The 11,747-nt window shown below is 66.5% G+C and carries 12 protein-coding genes; 1 reads left to right on the top strand and 11 read right to left on the bottom strand.

Annotation, left to right across the window (positions count from 1 at the left end):
* Window positions 1-18: 18 nt before the first annotated feature.
* From AC07NN_RS07780 to AC07NN_RS07730, 11 genes are all read right to left on the bottom strand, one after another.
* Entirely contained in the window at window positions 19-363 is a 345-nt protein-coding gene (locus AC07NN_RS07780) for an L-rhamnose mutarotase (protein WP_494639218.1), read from the bottom strand.
* 2 nt (window positions 364-365) lie between these two features.
* A complete protein-coding gene (locus AC07NN_RS07775; RefSeq protein WP_494639216.1) occupies window positions 366-1,217 on the bottom strand; it encodes a fumarylacetoacetate hydrolase family protein in 852 nt (283 codons plus the stop codon).
* A gap of 24 nt (window positions 1,218-1,241) precedes the next feature.
* Complete coding sequence (locus tag AC07NN_RS07770) at window positions 1,242-1,970, bottom strand: SDR family oxidoreductase (protein ID WP_494639214.1); 729 nt, start codon at window positions 1,968-1,970, stop codon at window positions 1,242-1,244.
* Between the two features lie 11 nt (window positions 1,971-1,981).
* Window positions 1,982-3,187: a UxaA family hydrolase gene (locus AC07NN_RS07765; RefSeq protein ID WP_494639211.1), complete on the bottom strand. Its 1,206-nt coding sequence runs from the start codon at window positions 3,185-3,187 to the stop codon at window positions 1,982-1,984.
* The gene (locus AC07NN_RS07760; protein ID WP_494639208.1) at window positions 3,184-3,483 is read right to left on the bottom strand and encodes a UxaA family hydrolase; all 300 of its coding nucleotides are present in this window, start codon (window positions 3,481-3,483) and stop codon (window positions 3,184-3,186) included. The genes AC07NN_RS07765 and AC07NN_RS07760 overlap by 4 nt, the downstream gene beginning before the upstream one ends.
* Window positions 3,480-4,499, bottom strand: coding sequence for an aldo/keto reductase (locus tag AC07NN_RS07755; protein ID WP_494639204.1), 1,020 nt, complete (start codon window positions 4,497-4,499; stop codon window positions 3,480-3,482). The genes AC07NN_RS07760 and AC07NN_RS07755 overlap by 4 nt, the downstream gene beginning before the upstream one ends.
* 81 nt (window positions 4,500-4,580) lie before the next feature.
* On the bottom strand, window positions 4,581-5,348 hold the full coding sequence (locus AC07NN_RS07750) for an IclR family transcriptional regulator (RefSeq protein WP_494639202.1): 768 nt from the start codon (window positions 5,346-5,348) through the stop codon (window positions 4,581-4,583).
* A gap of 7 nt (window positions 5,349-5,355) precedes the next feature.
* On the bottom strand, window positions 5,356-6,168 hold the full coding sequence (locus tag AC07NN_RS07745; RefSeq protein WP_494639200.1) for an amidohydrolase family protein: 813 nt from the start codon (window positions 6,166-6,168) through the stop codon (window positions 5,356-5,358).
* On the bottom strand, window positions 6,162-7,175 hold the full coding sequence (locus AC07NN_RS07740; RefSeq protein WP_494639198.1) for a zinc-binding alcohol dehydrogenase family protein: 1,014 nt from the start codon (window positions 7,173-7,175) through the stop codon (window positions 6,162-6,164). The genes AC07NN_RS07745 and AC07NN_RS07740 overlap by 7 nt, the downstream gene beginning before the upstream one ends.
* Before the next feature lie 2 nt (window positions 7,176-7,177).
* Window positions 7,178-8,479, bottom strand: coding sequence for an L-fucose:H+ symporter permease (gene fucP / locus AC07NN_RS07735; RefSeq protein WP_494639196.1), 1,302 nt, complete (start codon window positions 8,477-8,479; stop codon window positions 7,178-7,180).
* A 120-nt stretch (window positions 8,480-8,599) separates the two neighbouring features.
* Window positions 8,600-10,168 carry an alpha-N-arabinofuranosidase gene (locus AC07NN_RS07730; RefSeq protein WP_494639194.1) on the bottom strand — a complete coding sequence of 523 codons (1,569 nt, stop codon included), beginning with the start codon at window positions 10,166-10,168 and terminating at the stop codon, window positions 8,600-8,602.
* Window positions 10,169-10,435: 267 nt separating this feature from the next.
* On the opposite strand from AC07NN_RS07730, the gene AC07NN_RS07725 reads away from it, so the two are divergent.
* Entirely contained in the window at window positions 10,436-11,740 is a 1,305-nt protein-coding gene (locus AC07NN_RS07725; RefSeq protein ID WP_494639192.1) for a sugar MFS transporter, read from the top strand.
* Window positions 11,741-11,747: the final 7 nt, after the last annotated feature.

Below are 11,747 nucleotides of genomic sequence, written 5' to 3'. Positions count from 1 at the left end.
GATCCGCAGGTTGGGGGCTTAGGGCTGCTCCGACAGGGCGAAGATGCGGCTCATGGCGATCCACTTCTCGCCCGGCGCGACGCCCGGCAGCGGCTGCTGGAACTCCCACATCAGTCGCTCCCACGCCTGGACATCCTCCGAGGCCATGTCGGCGGCGGCCTTGGCCTCGGGCGAAAAGTTGGGCCCGGTGTCCATGATCATGAAAAGCCGGGTCCCGATCCGCCAGATCTCCATGTCGAGGATATCGGCCTCGCGGATCGAGCGGATAACCGGGGGCGGAACCGCTCCCGGTCCATGCCAGGCCTCATACCGTTCGATCAGCGCGGGATCATCCTTCAGGTCGAGGGCCAGGCAGCGGCGCATGGTCAGACCCGCGTCTCGACCACGACCGTCTGGCGCTGGGCGCCCAGCCCCTCGATGCCCAGCTCCATGACGTCGCCAGGAACCAGGTAGCGCGGCGGCTTCTGGCCCATGCCGACGCCCGGCGGCGTGCCGGTCGAGATGATGTCGCCCGCCTGCAGGCTCATGAACCGCGAGACGTACGAGACCAGGAAAGCGGGCTTAAAGACCATGGTCCTGGTCGAGCCGTCCTGGAACGTCTGGCCGTTGACCTTCAGCCACATGGAAAGGTCGCCGGCGTCCGGAACCTCGTCCTTGGTCACCAGCCAGGGGCCGATGGGGCCGAAGGTGTCGCAGCCCTTGCCCTTGTCCCAGGTGCCCGTGCCGTCGATCTGGAAGGCGCGCTCGGAGACGTCGTTGACCACGCAGTAGCCGGCGACGTGGTCCAGCGCCTTGTCCTCGGAGACGTAGCGGGCCTCGGTCCCGATCACGACGCCCAGCTCGACCTCCCAGTCCAGCTTGGTCGAGCCGATCGGCTGGATGACGTTGTCGTCCGGGCCGACGATGGCGCTGGTGGCCTTGGTGAAGATCACCGGCTCGACCGGGACCGGCAGGCCGCTCTCTGCGGCGTGGTCGGCGTAGTTCAAGCCGATGCAGATGAACTTGCCGACGCGACCGACGCAGGGGCCGATGCGGCCCGGCTCTTCCACCTTCGGGAGGCTGTTCGGATCGAGCGCGGCCAGGCGCGCCAGGTTCTCGGCGGTCAGCGTCACGCCGGCGATGTCGTCGACGATCCCGGACAGGTCGCGGACCACGCCCTCGGCGTCCAGCAGGCCCGGGCGTTCGTGGCCCTCGGGGCCGTAGCGAAGCAGTTTCATCAGTCTTGTCCTGAACTTGGCGGATCAGTTGATCCAGCCGCCGTCGATGATGTGGATCTGGCCGGTGGTGAAACCGGATTCGTCACTGGCAAGGTAGAGCGCAAGCTGCGCCAGCTCTTCCGGCTTGCCCAGGCGCCCCATCGGCTGGCGGGCGGTGAAGGCCTTGTGGGCGGCCTCGTAATCGCCGGTATCGGCCAGGCGCTGGTTCAGCGACGGCGTGTCGACCGTGCCGGGACAGATGGCGTTGCAGCGTACGCCCTGCCCCACGAAGTCGGCGGCCACGGCCTTGGTCAGGCCGATCACGGCCGCCTTGGTGGCGCCGTAGGCGAAGCGGTTGGGCACGCCTTTGATCGAGCTGGCCACCGAGGCCATGTTGATGATCGAGCCCTTGCCCGCCTCCAGCATGGCCGGCAGGAAGGCGCGAACCGTGCGGTACTGCGCCGTGACGTTGATGTCGTTCGAGAACGCCCAAGCCTTCTCGTCGCAGTCCAGGATCGTGCCGGAATGGACGTAGCCGGCGCAATTGAACAGCACGTCGATCGCACCGAGCTCCGCAGCCAGGGCGTTGATGCCGTCCAGGTCCAGAACGTCAAGGCGGCGCGCCTCGCAGCCCTCGACCTTGGCCAGCAGGTCCATGTTGAGGTCCGTGGCGATGACCCGCGCGCCCTCGCGGGCAAACAGCTCCGCGCTGGCCTTGCCGATGCCCTGGGCCGCCGCCGTCACGAGGGCCGTCTTGCCGGATAGTCTTCCCATTCGAATGTTCCTTAGCTCGCGCGCCGCAGCGGCAGGCAGGCCGGACCGATAGGGTCGAAGGCCTTGTAGGTGAGGATGAATTCCTGGTGGCCCAGCGCCTCGGACACCGTCCGCTGGCCGCCGGCCACGGCGAGGATCAGATCGAAGATTTCGTCGCCGACCTCGTCGAGCGTGCCGCGCCCTTCCATGATCCGGCCGGCGTCGATGTCCATGTCGCCCGAGAGCTTGCGGTAGGTCTCGGGATTGGCGCAGACCTTGATCACGGGCGAAACGGCCGAGCCGACGACCGAGCCACGACCTGTCGTGAACAGGGTCAGGTGCGCCCCGCAGGCGATCAGTTCGACGATCTCGGCATTGTCCGAGATGTTGGGAAAGCCGAACCGGACGTCGCCGTCCGGCACCACGTCCAGCAGGTAGAGGCCGCCGGTCGGCGGCTGGTCGCCGGGCTTGAGGATGCCGACGATCGGGGCCGAACCCGACTTCGAATAGGCCCCCATCGATTTCTCTTCCTGGGTCGTCAGGCCCCCCTCGGCGTTGCCCGGGGCGAAGCTGCCATAGCCCATGACCGTGTAGTAGGCCTCGGCCTTGCGGACGCTGGCTTCGAGCTCGGCGCCCAGCTCCGGTGTCAGGGCGCGGTCGGCCATGATCTTCTCACAGCCGACCAGCTCGCCGGTCTCCTCGAAGACGCAGGCGGCGCCGGCCGCGCCGAGGCGGTCGAAGGCGCGGCCGACGGCGGGGTTGGCGGTGATGCCGGAGGTGCCGTCGGAGCCGCCGCAGATGGTGCCGATCACCAGCTCGGAGACATCCATCGAAATGCGCGGCGCCTGGTCGGCGACGGCCTTCAGCCGCGCCACGGCCTCGACGCCCCTACGGATAGTCTCGGCGGTGCCGCCGCTCTCCTGGATGACCAAGGTCTCGACCGGACGCCCGCTGGCGGCGACCGCCGCGCGCAGGGCCTCTCGGTTGAAACTCTCGCAGCCCAACGAGACTAGCAGGACCCCGCCAATGTTGGGGTGCGTGCCGATAGCCTGCATGACCTTCAGGGCGTAAGCATTTGGATAGCAACCCGGAAAGCCGATCAGGTGAACGTCAGGATCATCGCTCTTGGTGACGATGGTCCGCGCCACATGGTGAGCGCATTCGACCAGATAGGCCACGGCCACGACGTTGCGGATGCCCTTGCGGCCGTCGGCGCGCAGATAGCCCTGGATGCTCATCGCTCCTGGTTCTCGCCGGTCGCGAGCCGAGTATGGCCGGCGATGTAGTCGCTCTTCATGTTGTGCATGTGGACGTGCTCGCCGGCGACGGCGGGCGCGATCATCGAGCCGATCGGCGCGCCGTACTTCAGCACCTTCTCGCCGACGGACAAGGACCGGCGCGCGATCTTGTGGCCGACGGCGACATCGCCCGGCGCTGGCAGCGAAGCGCCGTCGATCTCGATGGTTCGGCCGGCATGGATCGCCTGGGCCAGGACCAGGACGTTGTCGTCCGGATGTAGCAGGATCGGCTTCATGTGGCGGGAACCGGCGCATCGGCGCGGATCAGCCCCTCGGCGCGCAGGTCGGCCCAGAGTGCGACAGGAATAGCCCGATCCATCCACGCCGTGGCCTGCGTTGCCTGGTCGGGCGTCGCCATGCCTGGAATGACGCTCAGTACCGCCGGATGGGCCAGCGGGAACTGCAGGGCCGCGGCGGCCAGCGGCACGCCGTGCTTGGCGCAAACCGACCGCAAGCGCCCAACCCGCTCGACGATCTCGGCCGGCGCGGACTCGTAATTGTAGTGCAGGGTCCCGGTCGTCTCGACCAGGGCGCCCGAGTTGAACGGGCCACCGATGACGATCCCGACACCGCGCGCCAAGCAGCGCGGCAGAAAAGTATCCAGCGCCGTCTGTTCCAGCAGCGTGTAGCGGCCGGCCAGCAGGAAGACGTCGAAGTCGGCGTGATCCAGCGCCTCCTCGCACACCGCCTGTTCGTTGACGCCCAGGCCGATGGCCCCGACGACACCAGCGTCCTTCAGCTCTCGCATCGCCTTGTAGCCACCTTCCAGGAAGCTTCGCATGTGCTCTGAGTGCCGATCGCCGTGGGTCATGCGGCCCAGGTCGTGGGCCAGCAGCACATCCACCCGCTCGCGCTTCAGCCTCTGGAGGCTGCCTTCGAAAGCCCGCATGACGCCGTCGTAGCTGTAGTCGAACACCGGCTCGAATGGCGCGGCGTCGACGAAGCCATGACGCTCGTGCTCCGTCGTTTCGACAGGCTCCAGGCGACGGCCGACCTTCGTGGAGATCATCACCTCATGACCGACCAGCGCCTCGCCCAGGCGCGTCTCGCTGAGACCAAAGCCGTAGTGCGGAGCCGTATCGAAATAGCCGACGCCAGCCGCGAGCGCGGTCTCGACCACATCGCGGGCCGCGCTGTCGGACATAGCCTTGTAGAGATTGCCGACGGCCGCGCCGCCGAACCCCAGGCGCGGCAAACGCGCCAAGGTCCCCGACCGCTTCTCGACATCCATATGCGCTTCCGTCCCGTTCATTTGTAAAATCGATCTTGCTGATAAAATTCCATTCCAGACACGCCAAGTCAATCCGAGCCGTCGCTGGCGACGGCCTGGATTCTAAGCGGTCGGGCGTATCTCGGCGGTGATCTCGGCGGCGGCCTTTTGCAGCTCCGCGATCGTTTCCGGCATGGGGATCGCGGTCGGCGTGTCGACGTAGGGACTGGTCAGCGCGGCAGCGACACCATCGGGACCGTAGACCGGCACCGAAAGGTCGACGACGGCCTTGGTGACGTAGCTGTCGGCGCGGACATAGCCGTCGTTGCGCGCCTTGGCGCCGCCGGCCTCGAAGGCCTTCCAGGCGGCGTCGGGCGCGTCGCCTCGGAGATCCTCACTCCAGCGGCGACGGACGCCGTCGGGCTGGAAGGCGAACAGCACCAGGCCCGAGGTGGCCTCGACGATCTTGCGGCGATAGCCGACCCGGACCGAGAAGCCCTGGTCGCCCGGGGCCTCGATGCGGGCGACGACGACCATCTGGTCGCCGCTGGCCACGGCCAGATGACAGGACTGACCGATCCGCTGGCTGGCCGCGCGCATGACCGGCAGGGCCGCTTCCAGAAGGTCCTTGGCCGGCGCGCGGGTCATGCCCAGGGCGAACAGGCGGTTGGTCAAAACGAGGCCATCCTCGTCGGCGGCGCGACCGACATAACCGCGCGCCTCGAGCACCTGGACCATGCGGAAGAGCTCGCTGGACGAGCGGTCGAGCGCATTCGAAATCTGGGCCAGGGTCAGGCCACCGCGATGAGCGGCCAGCAGTTCCAGCACGTCGAGACCCTTCTCGAGGGCGGGCGCGCGATATTCTCGCTTCTTGGCGGGCACGTCTGACATCGCCTTCCTATAAGCGGTAGAATCGGCGGGCCGTCGCGCCAAATACATCGGCGTGATGCTCGGCGGCGATGAAGTCTTCGCACATGGCCCGCCAGGACGCGTAGTCGCCGGCCAGGTTCAGCACCGGCCAGTCGCTACCCCACATTAGGCGGTCGGACCCGAAGACCTCGATCAGGTGCGTGGCATAGGGCGCGACGGTGTCAGCGGTCGGCGTCTCGCCGGCCTCGGTCAACAGGCCCGAGAGCTTGCAATGGACACCCGGCGCCCCGGCCAGAACCGTCATCTGCTCGCGCCACGGATCGAGAGCGCCCGCCGCGATGTCGGGCTTGGCGCCGTGATCGACGACGACGCGCAACTCTGGCCAGCGACGGACGAAGGTCAGGATCGACTGCAGGTGGCGCGGCTTGATCAAGGCGTCGAATGTGAGGCCCGCCGCGATCATCGCCTCGATAGCGCCGTCCAGCTTCGGATCTAGGACCCAGTCGTTCGGCAGGTCCTGCAGCATCGGCCGCAGTCCCTTGAGCCACGGGTTCGCCGCCAACCGCGTGATCCGCGCCGGCGCGTCGGGCGCGGCAATGTCGGTCCAGCCTACGACACCCAGCGCCAGCGGATCGACTTCGGCAAGGCGCAGCAACCATTCCGTATCGCGCTCGCTGGGCTGAGACTGCACCAGGACCGCACCGGAAAGATTATCCAAACCAGCAACTTGAGATAGATCTTTGAGGTCAAAGTCACGATGGATCGCCGCCAGATCGGGCGTCGGCCATTCGTGGTCGTTCTGGCCGATCCGCCAGACATGGCAGTGACTGTCGATCAGCACGCGACGATCGCCTTGATCACCCCGGCCGACGGCTCCATCCACCCCGGCAACGCCGCTGGAAGTTCTCCAAGCAAGGCCTTGTGGGTGTTGAGTTCCTTGGTCGGAACCTGCCCCTCGCGCATCGCCGCCAGCACATGGTCGAAATCTTCCAGCGTGGCGTTGCGGCTGGCCAGCAGCGACATCTCGCGCTTGTGGAACTCGGGGTCTGAGAAGGTGATGTCGGCCGAGACGACCGAGATCAGCACATAGGTCCCACCGTGGCCGACATAGGCGAAGCCCTGCTGCATGGCCGCGGCGCTGCCGGTGGCGTCGAACACGACGTCGTAGAAATCATCGTCGGTGAGGTCGGAGAGCACGGCGCGGGTCTCGCCGCTCAGGCCCACGACATGGTCCGCGCCCAGGTGCTGGCGGCAGAACGCCAGGCGATCGGCGCGCGCGTCCAGCACGGTCACCTTCGCGCTCGCCAGCTTGGCGAACAGGGTGGCGGCGATACCGATCGGCCCTGCCCCCACCACGAGCACCGATTGGCCGGGCACGATCCGCGCGCGGCGGACGGCGTGAGCGCCGATGGCCAGGAACTCGACCATGGCGGCCTCGTCCAGGCCGACACCCTCGACCTTGCGCACAAAGCCCGCCGGCACGGCCAGATACTCGCAGAGCCCGCCGTCCATATGGACGCCCAGCACGCGGATGTTCATGCAACAGTTCGACTTGCCCTTGGCGCAGGCCGCGCAGGTCCCGCACGACAGGTACGGCATGACATAGGCGAGGTCGCCCTCGGTCAGGCCACTGTCGGTTGGCGCTGAGATCACCTCGCCCGACAGCTCATGGCCCATCACGCGCGGGTAGCTGAGAAACGGCTGGGCGCCGCGATAGATGTGCATGTCGGTGCCGCAGATCCCGACCCGACGCACGCGTAGCAGCACCTCGTCGGCGGCAGGCTGCGGCGTGGGTCGGCGCTCGACCCTCAACTCGCCCGGCGCGGCGCAGACCAGCACATCCATCATGCTCAGTGACTTCCGGCCAGGACCGCGTCATGCGCGCCGATCACGCGGCGCTTGGCGGTGATCCCGAAGAGACCCACCACGGCGAAGCAGAGGCACGGCACGAGGATCGCGAAGCGGATGGCGCTGGCGTCCGAAATCCCGCCCATCACCACGGTCAGGACCGCCCCGCCGATGATGCTCATGACCAAGAAGGACGAACCGGTCTTGGTCAGCGGGCCCAGCCCCTTGATCGAGCTGGCGAAGATGGTCGGGAACATGATCGACATGAAGAAGCTGGTCGAGGCCAGGGCGAGCAGCCCCAGATGGCCGCCGACGAAGGCCGCCGCCAGGGTCAGGAGGACGTTCACCGCCGCGAAGGCCGCCATCAGGCGCGACGGGTCGACCTTGCTCATCAGGGCCGTGCCCGTGAAGCGCCCGACCATGAAGCCGACCAGCGACCAGGACAGATAGGCCGCGGCGGCCTTCTCGCCCATGCCCGGGACCTGGTCCTGGGCGTAGCGGATCATATAGCTCCACACCCCGACCTGAGCGCCGACATAGAAGAACTGGGCGGCGACGCCGAACAGGAAGCGCGGACGCGAGAACAGGCCCAGGATCGGCTTGTCGACGCACTCCTCGTGCAGGTCCTCGGCCGTCGGGCGGCTGGCCTGCGGCGGGAACTTGGTGATCGCCACCAGCACCACCCAAAGCAGGACGACGCCCGCGATGATCAGGTACGGCAGTTGGGTCGACTTGGCCTCGGCGGCCTGGAACGCCGACAGCTGGGCTGAACTCATGGCCGCGAACTCTGCCTTGGTGGGCTCGACGCCCGACAGGATGAACTGACGGCCGACCACGACAGCGGTGATGGCGCCCAGGGGGTTGAAGGCTTGAGCCAGGTTCAGCCGCTGCTCGGCCTTGGCCGGGTCGCCCAGCACGGTGATCAGCGGGTTGGCCGAGGTCTCCAGGAACGCCAAGCCCGAGGCGATGACGAACAGGGCCGAGAGGAAGAATTCGTAGCGGCGCAGCTCGGCGGCCGGCCAGAACAGCAGTGCGCCTGCGCCGAACAGCAGGAGACCCACGATCACCGCGGCCTTGTAGCCGTAACGACGCATCAGCAGGCCGGCGGGCAAGGCCAAGAAGAAGTACCCCAGATAGAAGGCCGACTGCACCAGGCCCGACTGCAGGTCGGTCAGGAAGAAGGCCTTCTTCAGATGCGGGATCAGGACGTCGTTGAGATTGTTCGCGACGCCCCACAGGAAGAACAGGGCGGTGATCAGCGCCAGCGGCGCCAGCCCCGCGCGCGAGCTCTTACCCAGGGTCATGAGTGATTCCTCCGGCCACGCCCTCTCACGGAGCGCCTGCCGCATGGACATCATATATAAACTCGATCGTCAAATATGAAATTCATGGGAGCGCCGCGCGAACGACGCTCCCGTGTGAAATCAGTCCAGTCGGACAACGACGACCGACTTGGCCGGGATGGTCAGGGTCAGCTTGTCGCCGGCGATCTTGCCGCCGGTATAGGCGGCCGGCGCGACGGTCGGCTTGGCGCCGAAGGCGTTCATCGCATCCATCTTGTCGGCGGTCAGCACCTGGCCCGACACGGCCTTGGCCTTCAGCGCGCCCAAGGCGACGTCGAGCTTGACGCTGTCGTCGGGCGACATGTTGGCCACGGCCACATAGGTCTTGCCGTCCGCGCCCTTGGCCGCCGAGGCGTTGAAGGCCGGGATCTTGCTGCCCGCAACGTCGATCTCCGGGGCGGTCACGTCCAGCGGGATCGCCGTCGAGTCCTGGAACGGCAGGTACATCTTGTAGGCGTAGTAGGTCGGCGTCAGGACGATCTGGTCACCCTTGGTCAGGATCATCGCCTGCAGCACGTTGATGGTCTGGGCGATGTTCGTCATCTTCACGCGCTCGGTGTAGCGGTGGAAGATGTTGAAGTTCGCCGCCGCCAGCACGCCGTCTCGCAGGGTGTTGAGCTGATAGAGGTGGCCCGGATTGGTGCCGGCCTCGACGTCGTACCAGGTGCCCCATTCATCGACATAGAGGCCGATCCGCTTCTGGGGATCGTTTTTGTCCATCACCGCGATGTGCTTCTGGATCAGATCGTCCATGCGCAGGGTCTGGGCCATGGTCTTGCCCCAGGCGGCCTTGTCGAAGCCGGTGGCCGCCCCCTTCTTCTTCCAGTCGCCCGTCGGGATCGTGTAATAGTGGAGCGAGATCGCATCCATCCGCTTGCCGGCGTTCTTGGTGACGACATCCGTCCAGTTCACGTCGAACGAATTGGCGCCGGAGCCGACACGGATGGCCGGGTTATCGGCGTTCTTATGGAAGAACGACGAGAAGCGGCGGTACTCATTGGCGTAGTATTCCGGCGTCATCTCGCCGCCGCAGCCCCAGCTCTCGTTGCCGATGCCGATGAAGGGGACCTTGAACGGCTTGTCGCGACCATTGGCGCGACGCTCCTGGGCCAGCGTGTCGTCGCCCGGCGAGATCATGTACTCGATCCACTCACGCATCTCGGTTGGGTTGGACGAACCGACATTGATCGAGACATACGGGTCAGCGCCGACTTGCTCGGCGAAATCCATGAATTCGTGGGTGCCGAAGGCGTTGGTCTCGGGCGACCCGCCCCACCAGTTGTTTTTGCGCGAGGGGCGCTTGTCGCGCGGGCCGATGCCGTCGCGCCAGCGGTACTCGTCGGCGAAGCAGCCGCCCGGCCAGCGGATGACAGGCGTCTTGATGTCCTTCAGGGCGTTGACGACGTCGGTGCGGATGCCGCGCACGTTGGGGATCTTGGAGTCCGGACCGACCCAGACGCCGTCATAGATGCCCGCGCCCAGGTGCTCGGAGAACTGGCCGTAGATGTAGCGCGAGATCGGCGCGCCCGGCTGGTCGCTCTTTAGCGTCGCCGCCGCCGTCAACTCGGCTGCTTGAACAGCCATTGGCGCGCCCGCCGCAATCGCCAGCAGCGCAACCGCCGCGCCCAGGAACCTGTTGGCCTTCGCCATCCTTACTCTCCTCCGGAGTTCGCGGATGCTCGCGGCGTCCGCATTCTTCTGGTGGTTAAGTAGCAGGCGTTATTTTGTCCTACAATAAGGCCGGTATCGGATTTGAACTCCCAATTTGTGGGATAAATCCAAACCCCTGACGCCGTTGCCTTCAGCTAGGTTTCGCAGGCCAAGCCGGGCCCACGTTGACGCAGCGCACGAGCAACTATACTCCGACAAAATAGCAGAGCGGTTTGAGCCGCCAGTTTCGCCGACGAAGAGGAAACGATGCCCGCCCTTCCGCAAAGCGCCTCGACGAGCGCGTCTTCCGCTACCCCGCAGCAGCGCTACGGCTCCGCGCTGAGCCTGCTGGCCAGCCTGTTCTTCATGTGGGGCTTCATCACGGTCATTAACAACACGCTGCTGCCGCACCTGCGCAGCGTGTTCGTGCTGGACTACACCCGCACGACCCTGATCGAGTCCGTCTGGTTCATCGCCTATTTCGTGGCCTCGATCCCGTCGGCCAAGCTGATCGAGCGGATCGGCTACCAGAAGGCCATCGTCGTTGGCCTGCTGGGCATGGCGGTCGGGGCGGCCATGATGGTCCCGGCGGCGATGTTCGCGTCCTACGGTCTGGTGCTGACGGCCCTCTTCGTGATCGCCAGCGGCATCACCCTGCTGCAGGTGGCGGCCAACCCCTATGTCGCCGTGATCGGTCCGCCCGAGACCGGCTCGGCCCGCCTGAACCTGGTGCAGGCCTTCAACTCGCTGGGCACCACCCTGGCCCCGCTGTTCGCCGGTTACCTGATCCTCGGCCGCTCCAAGAGCGGCACGGCAGGTGGAGAAGTCGTCCTCACCCAGGCCGAGCGCCTTGCCGACGCCCAGTCGGTGATCCTGCCCTATGTGCTGGTGACGATCGCCCTGGTCGTGCTGGCCGTGGTCATGGGCCGGGTGAAGCTGCCGGCCATTGGCCAGGCCACCCAGCGCACCTCGCGCGAAGAGCGCAAGAGCCTGTCCCTGTGGTCGCACCGCAACCTGGTGTTCGGCGTGCCGGCCATCTTCATCTACCTGATCGCCGAGATCGGTGTGGCCAACCTCTTCATCAACTTCGTCTCGCAGCCGAACATCGCCGCGATCACCCACGAGGCGGCCTCGCGCTACTTGGCCATCCTGTGGGGCGGCATGATGGTCGGTCGCTTCCTGGGCAGCGTGCTGATGCGCCGCTTCGCCGCCGAGCACGTACTGGCCGCCTTCTCGATCGGCGCCTTCCTGGTGATGCTGGTGGCCTCGTTCGCCCAGGGTCCGACGGCCATGTGGGCCCTGATCGCGGTCGGCTTCTTCCACTCGATCATGTTCCCGACGATCTTCACCCTGGGCATCAAGGGCCTGGGTCCGCTGACCGAGGAAGGCTCGGGCCTGCTGATCATGGCCATCGCCGGCGGCGCGCTGGTGATCGTCCAGGGCTGGCTGGCCGACACCTTCGGCCTGCAGACTTCGTTCCTGCTGACGGCGGCCTGCGAGGTCTATGTGCTGTTCTATGCGCTGTGGGGTTCAAAGGCGACCAACGCCCTCCCCGACCAGCACGTCGAATAGGGCTCCG

This window comes from Caulobacter sp. GW821-FHT09H08 (assembly GCF_059415885.1).
The sequence above is the reverse complement of the archived record's forward strand: the minus strand, read 5'-3'. Positions and strand labels throughout refer to the sequence as shown.

Coding starts and splice junctions, on each gene's coding strand:
- AC07NN_RS07780 (WP_494639218.1), bottom strand. CDS start 363: ATGCGCCGCTGCCTGGCCCTCGACCTGAAGGATGATCCCGCGCTGATC.
- AC07NN_RS07775 (WP_494639216.1), bottom strand. CDS start 1,217: ATGAAACTGCTTCGCTACGGCCCCGAGGGCCACGAACGCCCGGGCCTG.
- AC07NN_RS07770 (WP_494639214.1), bottom strand. CDS start 1,970: ATGGGAAGACTATCCGGCAAGACGGCCCTCGTGACGGCGGCGGCCCAG.
- AC07NN_RS07765 (WP_494639211.1), bottom strand. CDS start 3,187: ATGAGCATCCAGGGCTATCTGCGCGCCGACGGCCGCAAGGGCATCCGC.
- AC07NN_RS07760 (WP_494639208.1), bottom strand. CDS start 3,483: ATGAAGCCGATCCTGCTACATCCGGACGACAACGTCCTGGTCCTGGCC.
- AC07NN_RS07755 (WP_494639204.1), bottom strand. CDS start 4,499: ATGAACGGGACGGAAGCGCATATGGATGTCGAGAAGCGGTCGGGGACC.
- AC07NN_RS07750 (WP_494639202.1), bottom strand. CDS start 5,348: ATGTCAGACGTGCCCGCCAAGAAGCGAGAATATCGCGCGCCCGCCCTC.
- AC07NN_RS07740 (WP_494639198.1), bottom strand. CDS start 7,175: ATGATGGATGTGCTGGTCTGCGCCGCGCCGGGCGAGTTGAGGGTCGAG.
- fucP (WP_494639196.1), bottom strand. CDS start 8,479: ATGACCCTGGGTAAGAGCTCGCGCGCGGGGCTGGCGCCGCTGGCGCTG.
- AC07NN_RS07730 (WP_494639194.1), bottom strand. CDS start 10,168: ATGGCGAAGGCCAACAGGTTCCTGGGCGCGGCGGTTGCGCTGCTGGCG.
- AC07NN_RS07725 (WP_494639192.1), top strand. CDS start 10,436: ATGCCCGCCCTTCCGCAAAGCGCCTCGACGAGCGCGTCTTCCGCTACC.